Annotated in this window: 14 protein-coding genes and 1 pseudogene; 11 read left to right on the forward strand and 4 right to left on the reverse strand. The window is 63.4% G+C overall.

Annotated features, from left to right (window positions below; all coding sequences use genetic code 11):
- The first annotated feature begins 77 nt into the window (after positions 1–77).
- A complete protein-coding gene (locus RPMA_RS24840; protein WP_211910312.1) occupies positions 78–344 on the forward strand; it encodes a hypothetical protein in 267 nt (88 codons plus the stop codon).
- 140 nt (positions 345–484) lie between these two features.
- Here the strand turns inward: RPMA_RS24840 and RPMA_RS24845 are convergent, their stop codons facing one another.
- Positions 485–1,819, reverse strand: coding sequence for a dihydroorotase (locus RPMA_RS24845; protein WP_211910313.1), 1,335 nt, complete (start codon positions 1,817–1,819; stop codon positions 485–487).
- Positions 1,820–1,949: 130 nt separating this feature from the next.
- Here RPMA_RS24845 and ygfZ point away from each other — a divergent pair, with 130 nt between their 5' ends.
- From ygfZ to RPMA_RS24870, 5 genes are all read left to right on the forward strand, one after another.
- Positions 1,950–2,831 carry a CAF17-like 4Fe-4S cluster assembly/insertion protein YgfZ gene (gene ygfZ / locus RPMA_RS24850; protein ID WP_211910314.1) on the forward strand — a complete coding sequence of 294 codons (882 nt, stop codon included), beginning with the start codon at positions 1,950–1,952 and terminating at the stop codon, positions 2,829–2,831.
- Complete coding sequence (locus tag RPMA_RS24855) at positions 2,828–3,454, forward strand: DNA-3-methyladenine glycosylase I (protein WP_211910315.1); 627 nt, start codon at positions 2,828–2,830, stop codon at positions 3,452–3,454. The genes ygfZ and RPMA_RS24855 overlap by 4 nt, the downstream gene beginning before the upstream one ends.
- Positions 3,454–4,065 (forward strand): YfbR-like 5'-deoxynucleotidase, encoded by a 612-nt coding sequence (locus RPMA_RS24860; RefSeq protein WP_211910316.1) that lies wholly within the window; start codon positions 3,454–3,456, stop codon positions 4,063–4,065. Before RPMA_RS24855 ends, RPMA_RS24860 begins: the two co-directional genes overlap by 1 nt.
- Positions 4,066–4,289: 224 nt before the next feature.
- Positions 4,290–4,796 carry a tyrosine phosphatase family protein gene (locus RPMA_RS24865; RefSeq protein WP_211910317.1) on the forward strand — a complete coding sequence of 169 codons (507 nt, stop codon included), beginning with the start codon at positions 4,290–4,292 and terminating at the stop codon, positions 4,794–4,796.
- A 252-nt stretch (positions 4,797–5,048) separates the two neighbouring features.
- Positions 5,049–7,772 carry a DUF2339 domain-containing protein gene (locus RPMA_RS24870; protein WP_211910318.1) on the forward strand — a complete coding sequence of 908 codons (2,724 nt, stop codon included), beginning with the start codon at positions 5,049–5,051 and terminating at the stop codon, positions 7,770–7,772.
- Positions 7,773–7,786: 14 nt separating this feature from the next.
- On the opposite strand, the gene RPMA_RS24875 is transcribed toward RPMA_RS24870, so the two are convergent.
- Positions 7,787–8,704, reverse strand: coding sequence for a hypothetical protein (locus tag RPMA_RS24875; protein ID WP_211910319.1), 918 nt, complete (start codon positions 8,702–8,704; stop codon positions 7,787–7,789).
- A gap of 243 nt (positions 8,705–8,947) precedes the next feature.
- Here RPMA_RS24875 and RPMA_RS24880 point away from each other — a divergent pair, with 243 nt between their 5' ends.
- Both RPMA_RS24880 and RPMA_RS24885 read left to right on the forward strand, forming a co-directional pair.
- Positions 8,948–10,639, forward strand: coding sequence for a thiamine pyrophosphate-dependent enzyme (locus RPMA_RS24880; RefSeq protein ID WP_211910320.1), 1,692 nt, complete (start codon positions 8,948–8,950; stop codon positions 10,637–10,639).
- Positions 10,640–10,767: 128 nt separating this feature from the next.
- Positions 10,768–12,276, forward strand: coding sequence for a flavin-containing monooxygenase (locus tag RPMA_RS24885; RefSeq protein ID WP_211910321.1), 1,509 nt, complete (start codon positions 10,768–10,770; stop codon positions 12,274–12,276).
- A gap of 113 nt (positions 12,277–12,389) precedes the next feature.
- On the opposite strand, the gene RPMA_RS24890 is transcribed toward RPMA_RS24885, so the two are convergent.
- Positions 12,390–12,932 carry a cupin domain-containing protein gene (locus RPMA_RS24890; RefSeq protein ID WP_211913817.1) on the reverse strand — a complete coding sequence of 181 codons (543 nt, stop codon included), beginning with the start codon at positions 12,930–12,932 and terminating at the stop codon, positions 12,390–12,392.
- A 179-nt stretch (positions 12,933–13,111) separates the two neighbouring features.
- On the opposite strand from RPMA_RS24890, the gene RPMA_RS24895 reads away from it, so the two are divergent.
- From RPMA_RS24895 to RPMA_RS24905, 3 genes are all read left to right on the forward strand, one after another.
- The gene (locus RPMA_RS24895; protein WP_211910322.1) at positions 13,112–13,327 is read left to right on the forward strand and encodes a CsbD family protein; all 216 of its coding nucleotides are present in this window, start codon (positions 13,112–13,114) and stop codon (positions 13,325–13,327) included.
- A gap of 152 nt (positions 13,328–13,479) precedes the next feature.
- Complete coding sequence (gene trhO / locus RPMA_RS24900) at positions 13,480–14,274, forward strand: oxygen-dependent tRNA uridine(34) hydroxylase TrhO (protein WP_211910323.1); 795 nt, start codon at positions 13,480–13,482, stop codon at positions 14,272–14,274.
- Positions 14,267–14,488, forward strand: a complete 222-nt coding sequence (locus RPMA_RS24905) for a SlyX family protein (protein ID WP_211910324.1) — start codon at positions 14,267–14,269, stop codon at positions 14,486–14,488. The genes trhO and RPMA_RS24905 overlap by 8 nt, the downstream gene beginning before the upstream one ends.
- Positions 14,489–14,673: 185 nt before the next feature.
- Here RPMA_RS24905 and RPMA_RS28615 read toward each other — a convergent pair.
- A pseudogene (locus RPMA_RS28615) lies at positions 14,674–16,211 on the reverse strand (AMP-binding protein).
- Positions 16,212–16,341 lie beyond the last annotated feature (130 nt).

The following is a 16,341-nucleotide window of genomic DNA, read 5'->3' on the forward strand; positions in this document are numbered from 1 at the left end:
TGCGAGCCGAGGGAATCAGTTTTCACGCGCGTTGCGCGCTCCCGCCGGTGTCCTGCCGCAGATTGTTTGGAAATTGCATGAGCCAGACCTTGTCCTACCGCCCCGCCAGCGCTCCCCTTCCCGATCAGGAGCAGAAGCAGGCGGCGTTGAGCTATCTCAACGAGGCATGGGCCGAGGCACGCCATGACGGCGTCGATGGCGACTGCCTTGCGCAGGCGAGCCTGTTCGCGGCCTTCGCCGAACTGGTCGGCACCTATGGCGAAGATGCCGTGGCGAAATTCGTCGAGGGCCTGCCGACGCGTGTACGCAATGGCGAGTTTTCGCTGACGCTGGCAAGGCAGTAACTCCAACTGTCATCGCCCGCGAAAGCGTGCGATCCAGTAGACACTGCCGAAGTGCTTCCACACATTTACGTCGTTTACTGGACTACCCGCTCCAAGCGCGCAATTGCGCGCCAGGGCGGGTAATGACAGTTGGAGCGTGTTTACTGCTTCAGCGTCTCCAGAAACTTCACCGTTTCGCCCTGCGATGGCGTGACGAGTTCGCCTTGCCACATCACCTGTTTGCCGCGCACGAATGTGCCGACCGGCCAGCCCTTCACGGTCACGCCGTCATAGGGCGTCCAGCCGGCCTTCGAGGCCACCCATTTGTTGGTGATGGTCTCGCTGCGCTTGAGATCGACGATAGTGAAGTCGGCATCATAGCCGGCCGCGATGCGGCCCTTCATGGACATGTTGAACAACCGCGCCGGGCCGGCGCTGGTGAGATCGACGAAGCGCTGAAGCGACAGTCGGCCCGCATTCACGTGATCCAGCATCAAGGGCACCAGCGTCTGCACGCCGGTCATGCCCGAGGGCGAGGCCGGATAGACCTTCTGCTTCTCTTCCAGCGTATGCGGCGCGTGATCGGAGCCGAGCACGTCGATGATGCCCTGCTCGATGCCCTTCCAGATGCCGGCGCGATGGCTGGCATCGCGCACCGGCGGATTCATCTGCGCCAGCGTGCCGAGCCGCTCATAGCATTCCGGCGCCGCCATGGTGAGATGATGCGGCGTCGCCTCGCAGGAGGCGACATCCTTGTGATCCTTGAGGTAGTCGATCTCTTCTTTGGTCGAGATATGCAGCACATGGATGCGCTTGCCGGTCTCGCGGGCGAGATTGACCAGACGCTGCGTCGCCATCAGTGCCGCGACCTCGTCGCGCCACACCGGATGCGAGCGGGCATCGCCCTCGATGCGCAGGCCCTTGCGGTCGTTGAGGCGGAATTCATCTTCCGCATGGAAAGCCGCACGGCGCTTGATGACCTGAAAAATCTTGCGCAGGCTGTCGTCGTCTTCCACCAGCAGCGCGCCGGTGGAGGAGCCGATGAACACTTTTACGCCGGCACAGCCGGGAGCGCGCTCGAGCTCCGGCAGGTCCTGCACATTCTCGCGGGTGCCGCCGATAAAAAACGCGTAATCGCAATGCATGCGGTGATGGCCGCGCTTCACCTTGTCGGTGAAGGTGGCCTCGTCGATGGTGAGCGGATTGGTGTTCGGCATTTCGAACACAGCGGTGACGCCGCCCATCACGGCGCTGCGCGAACCGCTTTCGAGATCTTCCTTGTGCTCGAGGCCGGGCTCGCGGAAATGCACCTGGGTGTCCATCACGCCGGGCAGGATGTGCAGGCCCTTGCAGTCGATGGTCTTGCCCGCCTGCTCCGGCCCGAACGTGCCGAGGGCAGCGATGCGGCCGTCGCGGATACCGATGTCACGCTGGCCCTCGCCATCCTGATTGACGACGGTGCCGTTCTTCAGAATCGTGTCGAAAGTCTCGCTCATATCGGTCTCACTTGCAGCCTGTGGATGCCATGCGCTGATAGCGCGGGCCTTGTTACCGGCATCTTAGCGGCTTAACTTTGGCGTTGATATCCGTCAGCCGCGATTCCTGGGTTTTTTCGAGATTTTCCGTATGAAAGCAGCATTTCTCCCCGATCGGGGTGTGGTGAAGATTGCCGGCGACGACGCCCGCGCTTTTCTCAACAACCTCATCACCTCGGATATCGACGACCTCGTGCCGGGCAGAGCGCGGTTCGGCGCGCTGCTGACGCCGCAGGGCAAGATCGTGGCTGATTTTCTCGTCACGGAAGCTGCGGCCGGCCATGGCGGCGGCCTGCTGATCGACTGCCCGCGCGAGCTGGCACAACCGCTCGCCACCAAGCTCGGCTTCTACAAATTGCGCGCCAAGGTGACAGTCGAGAATCTTTCCGACGGGCTCGGCGTGCTCGCGGTATGGGACGGCGAGCCGACCATGAAGCCGGACCTCACTTTTACCGATCCACGCCATGCCGCGCTCGGGCTGCGCATTCTCGTGCCGGCCGATCTCGCCGAGAAGACGGCATCCGTGCTCGGCGCCGAGATGGTGGATGAGCCCGCCTATGAAGCGCATCGCATCGCCTGCGGCGTGCCGCGCGGCGGCATCGATTTCGCCTATGGCGATGCATTCCCACATGAGACCAATATGGACCGCATGGCCGGCGTCGATTTCGACAAGGGCTGTTATATCGGCCAGGAGGTCGTGTCGCGCATGCAGCATCGCGGCACCGCGCGCACGCGCATCGTGCCCGTGACACTCGATGGCACCACGCCTGTTGCCGGCACGGAGATCCGCGCCGCCGACAAGCCGATCGGCACCATGGGTTCATCGGCAGGCGGTAACGGCCTCGCACTGCTGCGTGCCGACCGCGCCACCGATGCGCTCGATGCCGGCGCGGCGCTGCTCGCCGGCGACATCACGATTCAGTTGGCCGATCCCGACGCCGTCCGCGCCCTCGTTGCAAAGAAGCACGCATGAGCAAAGCTCCGATCACCCATGCCGATGGCAAGACGCGCTGCCCGTGGCCGGGCGAAGACCCGTTCTATGTCGCCTATCACGACACCGAATGGGGCGTGCCGGACTATGACGACCGTGCGCTGTTCGAAAAACTGATCCTCGACGGCTTCCAGGCCGGCCTGTCGTGGATCACGATCCTGCGCAAGCGCGACAATTTCCGCAAAGCCTTCGACGACTTCCAGCCGGAAAAGATCGTGCGCTACAGCGAGAAGAAGGTGCATGCACTGATGAACGATGCCGGCATCGTGCGCAACCGTGCCAAGATCGAAGGCGCGATCCTGTCGGCCAAAGGCTATCTGAAGATCATGGAAGACGGCCCGGGCTTTTCGAAATTCCTCTGGGATTTCGTCGATGGCCAGCCGATCGTGAATAATTTCAAGACCCATGCGAACGTGCCGGCTTCAACACCGCTCTCGATCAAGATTTCCAAGGAATTGCAGGCGCGCAATTTCAAATTCGTCGGCCCCACCATCGTCTATGCTTTCATGCAGGCGACGGGCATGGTCAATGACCACCTCACGTCCTGCTATTGCCATGCATTGTGCAGCAAGAAAAAGAAGCCGCTGCGGCTGAAGGCGACCTGATGGCGAAAGCGACCGTGACTTCAGGCACACCGCGCGCCTGGCAACGCATGCTGTCGGGCCGCCGGCTCGACCTGCTGGATCCCTCGCCGCTCGATATCGAACTGGCGGATATTGCGCACGGCCTTGCGCGCATGGCGCGCTGGAACGGGCAGACCAATGGGCCGCACATCTTCTCGGTGGCGCAGCATTCGCTGCTGGTGGAGGCGATCATGCGCGCGCAAGCGCCGCGCGCGGACGATCGCTTAAGCCTCGCCGCGCTACTGCACGATTCCCCGGAATATGTGATCGGCGACATGATCTCGCCGTTCAAGGCGGTGATCGGCGATGCCTATAAGAAAGTCGAGCATCGCCTGCTCGCCGCGATCCATCTCCGCTTCGGCCTTCCGGCGGAGCTCGATCCGAAAATGACCAAGACGATCAAGAACGCCGATATGGGCGCCGCTTATCTGGAAGCGACGCGGCTGGCTGGATTCGCCGAGGCGGAAGCGAAACGCCTGTTCGGCAAGGATCCGTGCCTGGAGATCGATGTCGAAGCGGATTATCTGACGCCATGGTCGGCAGGCAAGGCGGAGAAGCGGTTCCTTGAGCGGTTCAAGGCGCTGGTAGCGTGATGATCTTTCTTCTCCCTCCCCGGAGCGAAGCGAATGGGGAGGGTGGCGCGGCGACGAGCGAAGCGAGGAGACGTGACGGGTTGGGCTGTCACAAGCGACGTCACCTGCTGAGACACCCCCACCCGACCTGCCCAAGCGGGCCGGCCACCCTCCCCACGCGAAGACGCGGGGGAGGGACAACAGAGCGCCTTTGCTCATCACGCGCGCATCTCTATAGTGCCCACATGATCTATGTCTGCTCCCTCGCCGACCTGCATGCCACCGTCGCGAATACGGGGGCGAGCCATGTGCTGACCATCATGGCCAATGTCGCACAGGTGGTGCGGCCGGACTCAGTGGTCGAAGCCAATCATCTGCGCGTGCAGGTGGACGACATCACCGAGAGCATGGATGGCTTCGTCGCGCCGAACGAGCAGCATGTGCTGCAGGTGATGAATTTTGCGCGCGGCTGGGATCGCGCCTCGCCGCTGGTGATCCACTGCTATGCCGGCATCTCGCGCTCCACCGCGAGCGCCTTCACTGCCGCCTGCATGCTCAATCCCGATCGCGACGAACGCGACATTGCGCAGCGCATCCGCGCGGCATCGCCGATCGCGTCACCGAACCGTCTCATTGTCTCGCTCGCCGACAAGGCGCTCGGCCGCAACGGGCGCATGATCCGTGCGCTCGACGATATGGGACCGGGCAGCCTGACGGTGATGGGCAAGCCGTTTCGCATCGATCTGGATTGATGCAGCAGGGTTCATGCGCCGTATGAACCAATACGACTTCGACAAGCACTAAGTTCTTGCGGCTTCCTTCCCTTCTCCCCCGCGCACAACGAGGTTGTGCTAGGTGGGAGAAGGTGGCACGGACGAAGTCCGTGACGGATGAGGGGTAGCCGCAAGCACAGCGTCTGTGGCTACCCCTCACCCGTCTGCGCGCAAGAAGCGCGCATCCACCCTCTCCCACAAGGGGAGAGGGAAGAGGGAGATGGTCGCTACATGTTCGATTTCGATTTCATTGCGCTTGTCGTGGCGATCGTCGCCTTCTTCTTCGCACGCAAGGCGCGCAACGAGGTGCGGATCCTGCGCGCACGGCTCGATGCACTTGAAGGCGCGCCGCCCGTAGTCGCCACCACATGGTCTGCAACCGACACGCCACCGCTCGCACCGCGACAGCCCACGGCCGCTCCTGTCACGCCACCGCCATCGACAAGTCCCTCTCCATCGAGCCCGCAGCAGCCGAGCCCACCGCCAGTCGCCGCCCCGGCGATCCCCGCTGTTGCTTCAACACCGCGCGTCACGGAGACGGTGAAGAAGCCCGAGACCCCGCTGCCTGCAGCGCCGCGCCCGAGTTTCGAGGAACGCATCGGCACCCGCTGGGTGGTGTGGGTCGGCGGCCTGACGCTGGCGCTCGGCGGCCTGTTCATGGTGCGCTACTCCATCGAGGCCGGCCTGCTCGGGCCGGAGGTCCGCGTGCTGCTCGGCGGCCTGTTCGCACTGGCGCTGCTCGCCGTCGGCGAATTCGCGCGCCGCAAGGAATCGCTGTCATCCATCGCGCCGCTGCCGATCGCCAACATCCCGGCGATCCTCACCGCGGCCGGCACGGCGGTGGCCTTCGCCACCATCTATGCCGCCTATGCGCTGTATGACTTCCTCGTCCCCGGCACCGCTTTCGTGCTGCTCGGCATCGTCGCCATGGCCACCATGGCCGCGGCGTTGCTGCATGGCCCGGCCCTCGCAGGGCTCGGCCTTGTCGGCGCCTTCGTGACGCCGATGCTGGTGTCGTCGGGCAAGCCCGATTACTGGGCGCTGTATATCTATCTCGCTTTCGTCAGCGCCGCCGCTTTCGCGCTGGCGCGGATGCGGATGTGGCGCTGGCTGGTGCTGACCACCATCGCCTTCACCACGTTCTGGACGCTGCCAGGCCTCGAATCCGGCCCGGCGATGATCGCGCCACACGTCTTCCACGTCATCGCCTGCTTCGTGCTGGCCTCGCTCATGGTGGTGTGCGGCTTCATGTATGGCCCGACTGCCGAACCCGGCCGTATCGAGGGCATCTCCTCGGCAGCGCTCGGCACCAGCCTGTTCGGCGCGACCATGATCGTACTCGCCAGCCGCCATGCGGATCTCGCGATGATCGCCTTCGCGCTGCTGGTTGCCGGCACGCTGTTCGTCGCCTGGTATGCCCAGGCAGCGACGGCCGCTGTCGCCGCCGCCGCCGGCTTCGTCGCAGCGGTGTTCCTGCTGTGGGCGATCCAGGGCAATCCCGACCTGCTCGTATTGCCGGGCGGCCCGCTGCCGGGCATCGGCATGAGCCCGATCGAAGGCTCGGTGACGACGCATCTCGTCAGCGCCGCGGTGTTCGGGCTCGGCTTCGGCATCCTCGGCTTCCTCGCGCAGGGGCGCGCCGTCAGCGCCATCATTCCGGTGATCTGGGCGGCCTGCGCCACCTTTGTGCCCATCGCGCTCTTGATCGCGCTCTATGCCCGCATCGCGCATCTCGATCGCTCGATCCCGTTCGCGATCCTCGCCGTCGTCATTGCCGCCGGCTTCGCTGCAGCGACCGAACTGCTCAGCAAGCGCGAACAGCGGCCGGGCCTTGCGATTTCCACCGCTTTGTTCGCCACCGGCGCGCTCGGCGCCATGGCGCTGGCGCTGACCTTTGCGCTGGAGAAAGGCTGGCTCACCATCGCGCTGGCGCTGATGACGCTGGGGACCGCGTGGATTTCCATGCAGCGCCCGATCCCGTTCCTGCGCTGGCTTGCCGCCATCCTCGCGGCCATCGTCTGCGCCCGCATGGCCGATGAGCCGCGCGTGGTGGGCGATCTCGTCGGCACCACGCCGATCTTCAACTGGCTGCTGTGGGGCTATGGCGTGCCGGCCGCATCGTTCTGGGGCGCCGCCGTGCTGATGCGCCGCCGTGGCGACGATGCGCCGCTGCGCATGGTGGAATCCGCCGCGATCCTGTTCACGGTGCTTTTGGTGTTCCTGGAGATCCGCCACTACGTCAATGGCGGCGATGTCTATCGCTTCAATTCCGATCTTGTCGAGATCGCGCTGCAGGTCTGCTCGGCGCTCGCCATGGCCATCGGCCTCGAACGCCTGCGCATCCGCAGCGGCAGCGTCATCCACAATGCCGGCGCCCTGCTGCTGACGCTCTATTCCGGCCTCGCGACGCTCGGCGGATTGCTGTTCATCGCCAATCCGAATATCTGGCGCATCGATGTCGGCGGCCCCGTCTTCAACCTGCTGCTGCTGGGCTACGCGCTACCTGCGGTGCTCACGCTGCTGCTGTCCTACGCGGTCGCCGGCCGTCGCAAGCCCGCTTATGCCAACACCATCGCCGCCGGCGCGCTATTGCTGGCACTGACATATGTGACGTTCGAGATCCGCCGCATCTATCACGGGCCGGTATTCTCCAATGCGCGGGTGCTCGATGCCGAGCAATATACGCTGTCGGTGGCATGGCTCGTGTTCGGCGTGGTGCTGCTCGCGGCCGGCCTGATCTTCTCGTCGCAGCGGGCGCGGCTCGCATCGGCTGTGGTGATCGGTCTCACCGTGTTGAAGGCGTTCCTGGTCGACATGTCGTCGCTGACCGGCGTCTGGCGGGCACTGTCCTTCATGTGCCTCGGTCTCGTGCTCGTGGCGATCGGCTATCTGTATCAGCGCATCCTGTTCTCACGGCGCAAGACGCAGGCAACGCCGGTAGAGGAAACGCAATAACTCCTCCGACCGGACTAGCCGCGCAGCACCACGTCACCGGCGATCATGGTTGGCTTGATGGCCGTCATCTCGTCGCGATTGGCTGCGACCTCCATGGTGGTGCCATCGGCAAAGGACAGTGTCATCGGACTGCTCGCGCGGAGATTCACCGTAATCTCGTCGGTGCTGCCCTCGAAAGTGATCACCGCCTTGTTGCCGGAGATGGTGACGTGGGTGCCGTCACGAGAGATGCCCGCGCCGAGTTCGAGCCTGGTATTGACCGAGGCATTGACCGTGTCGCGGCCGTCGCCGGCGTCGAAGCGCACAATGGAATCGGTGCCGACCGAAATCACGTCATCGCCGGTGCCGCCTTTGACGCGCGAATTCGACCAAACTGAAATCACATCGTCGCCGCTGCCGCCATCGACATCGCTATCCGACCAGGCGGAGATCCGGTCCTGTCCGTCGCCGCCACTGACCCGGCTGTTCGACCAGGCCTTGACGACGTCATTCCCAGATCCTGCATCGACGACACTTTCGGACCACACATCGATCTGATCGTCGCCCGCCCCGCCATCGACGACGGAGCCCGACCATGCGCGGACCACATCATCGCCAGCGCCGGCTGCGACGACGCTGTTAGACCAGACATCGATGCGATCATTGCCGTCACCGGCATCGACCAACGAACTCGACCACCCCTTGATGACGTCATCGCCATCGGTGCCTGCGAGTGACGACATGCCCTGTTCCTGAACCCACAGCAGAAATGCCTGCACGACGGGCGACATACCGATGCTTGCCGTGGTCTGTTTCGCAGGATCGCTTGCGGCCGGAAGACCTCTATCGGCTTTCTCAGCCGCCGGATTGGGCATCGTCATGTCGGGCGGCGATGGCGGCGTCGGCACAAGATACGGGCTGTAAAATGGAGTACCGGCTGACGGCGCAATCATAACCGAATCCTTCTAGCCTTTCATGACGGAACCATTATCTGGATACCTAAATTTCTTCTTAAGGATGCGCCACATTCGACTACAATCTCGGCAATCCAAGCGTGCTTTGCTGCAAGATGGCTGAAAGTTCATACGCCGCTGCGAAACCCTTGTGCGGCAGCGATGTTGCTGCACTGCAATCAGTTCCTGGTACGAAACCGTCGCCGGTCGGCGTCGATCCCATCCCATTTCCGGAGTTTCCCGATGTCGAAGACCGTCGCCGATGATCTCGTCCATGTCCTCGAACAGATTGGGGTGCAGCAGATTTTTGGCCTGATCGCCGACTCGCTCAATCCGTTGGCGGACTCGGTCCGGCGCTCCAGGATCGAATGGGTGGGCGTGCGCCATGAGGAAGGCGCAGCCCTCGCCGCCGCCGGCCAGGCGAAGCTCACCGGCAAGCTCGGCGTCTGCGCGGGATCGACGGGCCCGGGCAGCACGCATCTCGTCGCCGGGCTCTATGAAGCCGCACGCGATCACGCGCCGGTGTTGGCGCTTTCCGGCGACATGGCGCGTGCCATGAAAGGCTCCGATTTCTTCCAGACCACCGAACCGGACCTGCTGTTTCGCGACGTCGCGCTCTATACCCAGACCGTGACGACAGCGGCGCAGGCGCCGCGCGTGTTTCACGAGGCGATCGCCGCCGCCTATGCCGGGCCCGGCGTCGCGCATCTGACGCTGCCGATGGATGTGCTGTCGCTGAAATCCGATGTGCCGACATCGAGCATCGCGACACTGATCCCGCGTGGCGAGATCCTGCCGAATGAAGCCGCCATTGACGAGGCCGTGCGCCGGATCGATGAGGCCAAAAGCGTCGTCATCATGTGCGGCCATGGTGCGCTCGGCACCGCCGACCTGCTGCGCGCCCTCTCCGACAGGCTGAAAGCACCGCTGGTGCATTCGGTGCGCGGCAAGGAGATCATGGCATTCGACGACATCAGATGGATGGGCGGGCTCGGCATGATCGGCACCAAGCCGGTTTATGACGCCGTGCATGACTGCGACCTGCTGGTGATGGTCGGCACCGACTATCCCTATTCCAACTTCCTGCCGACCAAGGGCCATGTAATCCAGATCGACGAGCGCGCGCAGGCATTGGGCCGCCGCACACCGACCGCGCTCGGCGTGATCGGCTCGGCGCGACCGTCCCTCGCGACCCTGCTCGGGCGCGTGCAGGCAAAGACCGATGGCAAGTTCTTCGAGAAGACCGTGCATGCGCGCAAGAAGTGGGACGAGATGCTGGACAAGCAGGCCGATCCCGCCCGCAGCAAGGACAAGATCCATCCGCAGGCCGTTGCGCGCGTGACCAGCGATCTCGCCCGCGACGACGCGATCTTCGTGCTCGACACCGGCCTCAACACGCTATGGTCGGCAAACTGGATCCGCCAGCGCGGCACCCAGCGCATCACCGGCTCGTTCAACAATGCGGCTGTCGGCACCGCGGTCGGCCAGGGCAACGGCATCCAGATTCTGGATCGCAGCAAGCAGGTGATCGTGCTCACCGGCGACGGCGGCTTCAACATGCTGATGGGCGAATTCATGACCGCCGTTCAGCACAAGCTACCGCTCAAGGTCATCGTCTATAACAACTCCGCGCTCGGCCTGATCACGCTGGAAGCCGAGAGCGTCGGCCTTGCACCGTTCCGCGAGGCGATCGAATTTCCGAATCCGGATTTCGCCGCACTTGCGCGCGCCTGTGGCGCTCAGGGCTTTACGGCGAAGCAGCCGGGCGACCTGAAGAAAGCGATCGCCGATGCGCTGGCCTGCGATGGGCCAGCCATCGTCGATTGCGTGGTGGCGGCCGACGAGATCCCGAACCTGCCGCATGTCGATGCCAGCATGATCGGCAATTATGCGCTGGCAAAGATCAAGGAAGCCGTGATGTCGGTGACTGGCTGATACGCCGCGCAAATACCGCTTGCGCATTCCTCCCGATCGTCAATCATGACAGCCGGCGGCCCCTTACGGGGGCGCCGGACAAGAGCATCCGCGCGCAGACAGCGGAGCCAGAAAAAGATCGGGAGCCCATGAACGTCCAGGGAAACATCGCCACGAATCCATCCGCGGCGCAGCAAGCCGAACATTTCGATGTCATCGTGGTCGGCGCCGGCATCTCCGGCATCGGCGCCGCCTATCATCTCACCACGCAGAGCCCGGACAAGCGCTTCGCCATTCTCGAAATGAAAGATGGGTTCGGCGGCACCTGGCATACGCATCGCTATCCCGGCATCCGCTCCGACAGCGATCTCCACACTTTCGGCTATCGCTTCAAGCCGTGGACCTCGGCGCCGATCGCCACGGCTGCCGAGATTCTCAGTTACATGGGCGAGGTGATCGCCGAGAACGGGATCGACCAACACATCCGCTATGGACACAAGATTCTCAGCGCCAATTGGTCCAATGACGACAAGCTCTGGACGCTGACCGTGACGCGTCTCGAGACCGGCGAGACACTGCCCTTCACCACGCGCTTTCTGTGGATGTGCCAGGGCTATTACAATCACGCCAAGGGCTATACGCCCGACTGGCCGGGACTGGACCGCTTCAAGGGCACGGTGGTGCATCCGCAGACCTGGCCCGACGATCTCGATCTGTCCGGCAAGCGCGTCACGGTGATCGGCTCAGGCGCGACGGCGGCGACTGTGGTGCCGGCGATCGCGGACAAATGCGCAGGGGTCACCATGCTGCAGCGCTCACCGACCTTCTTCATCACCGGCCGCAATGCCAATGCGCTGGCCGAGACGCTGCGCGAACTCGACATCGACGAAACCTGGATTCACGAAATCGTCCGCCGCAAGATCCTGTTCGATCAGGAGGCCTTCACCAAGCGCACCATCAGCGAGCCGGACGTGGTGCGCGATGAATTGCTCAAAGGGGTGCGGGCCTATCTCGGCAAGGACTACGACATCGCCACCCACTTCACGCCGCGCTACCGGCCATGGCGCCAGCGTATCGCCTTCATCCCCGACGGCGACCTGTTCCAGAGCGTGCGCGCCGGCAAGGCGACGGTGGTCACCGACGAGATCGACCATTTCGACGAGACCGGCATCGTGCTGAAGTCGGGCAACCGCGTCGATTCCGATGTGGTCGTCACCGCCACCGGCTTCGATCTCAATGTGCTCGGCGATATCGCCTTCTCCATCGACGACAAGCCGCTCAATTTCGCCGACACCGTGACCTATCGCGGCATGATGTTCACGGGCGTGCCGAACATGGTGTGGATCTTCGGCTATTTCCGCGCCAGCTGGACGCTGCGCGTGGATATCGTGGCGGATTTCGTCTGCCGCCTGCTGCGGCATATGGACGAGAGGGGTGTAGCCACCGTCACGCCCGCGTTACGGCCCGAAGACGGCGACATGCCGCTGCTGCCATGGATCGACGAGCAAGACTTCAACCCCGGCTACATCATGCGCGGGCTGCATCTGCTGCCGAAGCGCGGCGACAAACCGGAATGGCAGCACGACCAGAACTACTGGAACGACCGCGACGTGTTCCCGGCCATCGATCTCGACGATCCCGTGTTCCACTACGCATAACATACACAATGAACTATCAATCGTCATGCGCGGGCTTGTCCCGCGTATCCACGCCTTGCGCACGCACAGAAAGACGTGGATGGCCGGGATAAACCCGGCCATGACGGAAAAGGTTATTTCTTCACCGCACCATCGGGATGGGTCGGATCGACCCACAGCACCGTCTCCGGCTTCTCCACCGGCTCGATGTCGATATTGATCGCCACGGCTTCGCCGTCGCTGCGCACCAGCACACATTCCAGCACTTCATCGCGGCTGGCATTGATCTCCTGATGCGGCACGTAAGGCGGCACGAAGATGAAGTCGCCGGGACCGGCTTCCGCAGTGAACTGCAGCGCCTCGCCCCAGCGCATGCGGGCCTTGCCCTTCACCACATAGATCACGCTTTCGAGATGGCCGTGATGATGCGCGCCGGTCTTGGCATCCGGCTGGATCGAAACCGTGCCAGCCCACAATTTCTGCGCGCCGACGCGCGCGAAATTGATCGCAGCGGCGCGGTCCATGCCCTTGGTCGACGGCACATTGGTGTCGAGATTGTCGGCCGGGATGACGCGCACGCCGTCATGCTTCCAGCGATCGGCGTCATGTGCATGGTCATGGCTGTGATCATGTGCATGATCGTGCGGATGGGTGTGATCGTGACCGTGGCCAGACATAGGCGGCACCTTCTTAAACACCGTGACAGCAATGCGGCACGGCGTGTGCGACATCACGATCCCGAATTTCAGGAACATTCAATCAAGCTGGCGATTGTCCCGGCGAAGCTCAACCGGGCGATGACAATACGAGAATAATTCTCGCATCCACCTTCGCCTAACATCGACAGGAGTATCCCATGGGTGCCACCGCAGACAAGATCAAGGGTACGGCCAACGAAGCCATCGGCAAGGCCAAGCAAGGCATTGGCGAGGCCGTCGGCTCCGAGAAGCTGCAGGGCGAAGGCCTGATCCAGGAAGGCAAGGGCCACGCGCAAAAGGCCGTTGGCGATGCCAAGCAGGCCGCCAAGGACGCCGCCGACAAGGCGTCGGATTTTGCGAGCCGCAAACTCTAAGTCGCGTTTTGCAAGCGTGGTCTGACTCCCGCGCCTGCCGCAGGTGACGCTGCATCAGCCGGTCCTTCGGGCCGGCTTTCGTGCGTCGGAAGATTGGCATACCGGTACCGCCAAGGGTTTCGCCCCGGCGCGCGCTTTGCTACATCCCCGGCATGTACAAAGTTGCCGCCCTCTATCAATTCGCCGCCTTGCCTGACTTCCGTCAATTGCAGGCGCCCCTCCGTGCCCTGTGCGATCAGCTGGGCATCAAGGGCAGCCTGTTGCTGGCCGACGAAGGCATCAACGGCACCATCGCCGGCAAGGATGCCGAGATCGATGCGCTGGTGCGCGAGCTGGAAAGCGGCGCGCTGTTCGGCGGCCGGCTGAACAATCTCGAACTGAAATATTCCCGCGCCAGCATGATGCCGTTCCTGCACATGAAGGTGCGGCTGAAGAAGGAGATCGTCACCCTCGGCGATCCCCTGACCGATCCGAACAAACTGGTCGGCACCTATGTGAACGCCGCCGACTGGAACGCGCTGATCGCCGCCGAAGACACGCTGGTGCTCGACACCCGCAACGCTTTCGAGGTGGCGATGGGAACATTCGAAGGCGCGGTGGATCCGCAGATCGCCTCGTTCGGCCAGTTCAAGGATTTCGTGGCGCGCACGCTCGATCCGGCCAAGCACAAGAAGATCGCCATGTTCTGCACCGGCGGCATCCGCTGCGAGAAGGCGAGCTCCTACATGCTCGCCCATGGCTTTGCCGAGGTCTATCACCTCAAGGGTGGCATCCTGCAATATCTCGAGGACATTCCGGCAAGCGACAGCCTGTGGCGCGGCGACTGTTTCGTGTTCGACCAGCGCGTCGCGCTCGGCCATGGGCTGGTGGAAAGCCAGTCGATCCGGCCGGACCTGCCGATCAATTCGGAAGACTTTGCCCTGACGCGCGAGGCCGCAGATGAGTGAGATCGAGACGCTGCGCGAACGCATCGACACGATGGAAATGCGGATCGCCTATCAGGACGACACGATCGAGACGCTGAATGCGACCATCACGGCGCAGTGGAAGCAGATCGACATGCTGACCCGCCAGATGGCCGCACTCGGCGAGCGGCTGGCCGAAGCCGAGACGGCGGTGGGCAGCGGCGCGCCTGGGAATGAACGGCCGCCGCATTATTGAGGGGACTTTTCCCTCCCCCTTGTGGGGAGGGTGGCCGGCCCTTTTGGGCCGGTCGGGTGGGGGTGCGCCACGTGACGTCAAAGTTTGTGGAAACACCCCACCCGTCTCAAAGCTCGCTGAACGCTCGCTTCGATCCACCCTCCCCGCTGCGCGGCTTCGCCGCTTGAGGGAGGGAGAAGAAAGATCTACGCCGACAAATCCCCGCTCAGCCTGCGATCCCTCAACTCCCGCTTCAGCACCTTGCCGATGGCGCTGCGCGGCAGGACGTCCACCATCACGACATCATTGAGCCGCTGGAACTTGCCGAGCCGCTCATTGGCCCAGCTCTTCAGCTCTCCCGCATCTGCAGACGCAGCCGGCCGCAGCACGACAAACGCTGCCGGCGTTTCGCCCCACTCTTCCGACGGCATCGCCACCACCGCCGCTTCCAGCACGGCATCGTGCTGCACCAGCACCGCTTCCAGGTCGCTGGGATAGATGTTGAAGCCGCCGGAAATCACCATGTCCTTCTTGCGGTCCATCAGCGTCAGAAAGCCGTCCTCGTCGAAGCGACCGACATCGCCGGTGCGCACATAGAGCTTGCCCGACGCATCGCGCCAGAATGTCTCGGCGGTCTTGCCGGGCTGGTTGAGATAGCCCTGCATGATGGTCGGCGAGTGGCCGACGACTTCGCCGATCTCGCCTTGCGCGACGAAATTGCCGTCCTCGTCGATCAGGCGAATATCGTGATCCGGCGCCGGCTGGCCGACCGTGTGCAGCTTGGTCGGATGCTCATGCGCCAGCAGCACACATGTGCCGCCGCCTTCGGTCATGCCGTAATATTCGGTCAAGCCGCCCGGCCAGCGCTTCAGCACATCGGCCTTCAACGCCGCACCGAACGGCGCCGAGGTCGAGAATTTCATGACGAAGGATGTGAGATCGAAACTGTCGAAATCCTCCACCGCCATGATGCGGCGATACTGCACCGGCACCAGCATCGCATGCGTCACGCGGTGCTGCGCGCTGAGTGCGAGGAAACCGCGTGCGTCAAACTTCTTCATCAGTACCAGCGTGCCGCCGCCGGCAAAGGTCGGATTGAAGCACACCAGCGTCGTGTTGGAATAAAGCGGCGTGGACAGCAGCGTGACCGCATCCGGCCCGTAGCCGAGCGGATCGAGCTGGCATATTGCCGCCAGCGCATGTGATGCGTGTGCACGATGCCTTTCGGCGTGCCCGTGGTGCCCGATGAATAGATGATGTTGAACACCCATTGGGGATCGATGGTCACCGGCGTGGGCATGCTGCCTTCCGGCGCCAGCCAGTCCTTGAACGCCATCCCGGCCTTGCCGCCATCGAGCGCCACGCGCGGCAAAGCGGGATCGATATCCGCGCTCGCAAAACTCTCCGCGGTGGTGTTGTCCATGAACAGGATCTTTGCGGCGGCATCCTTCACCATCGCAGCGAAATCGGCGGGCGTTGACGACGGCGCCAATGGCGCGACGGCAATCCCCGCCCGCAGCGCGCCCAGGAAGGTCGCGGCATATTCGATGGAGGACAGCGCGCAGATCGAGATCGTGTCCTGCGGCTTCAGCCCGCTGGCCTGCAGCGACGCCGCGATGCGGTCGATCAGCGCGTCGAAATCCGCATAGGCCACGGCGCGGTCGGGATCGATCACGGCGATCTTCTGCGGCAGCCGCCGGGCGGTGTCGCGGACCAGCGCATCGAGCGCAGTGAATTCGGGCATGGTTTCCTCGCTTTTTTGCTTTATTTAGCTCTTTGTCTTGTCCTGCGACGGGGGCTCGCAGGATGGCAAAGCGGGTGATCCCGCCTATATTCACAGCACGTCGCCAGCACGTTTGCCTTGCCGACGGACG

The organism is Tardiphaga alba, assembly GCF_018279705.1.
GTDB lineage: Bacteria > Pseudomonadota > Alphaproteobacteria > Rhizobiales > Xanthobacteraceae > Tardiphaga > Tardiphaga alba.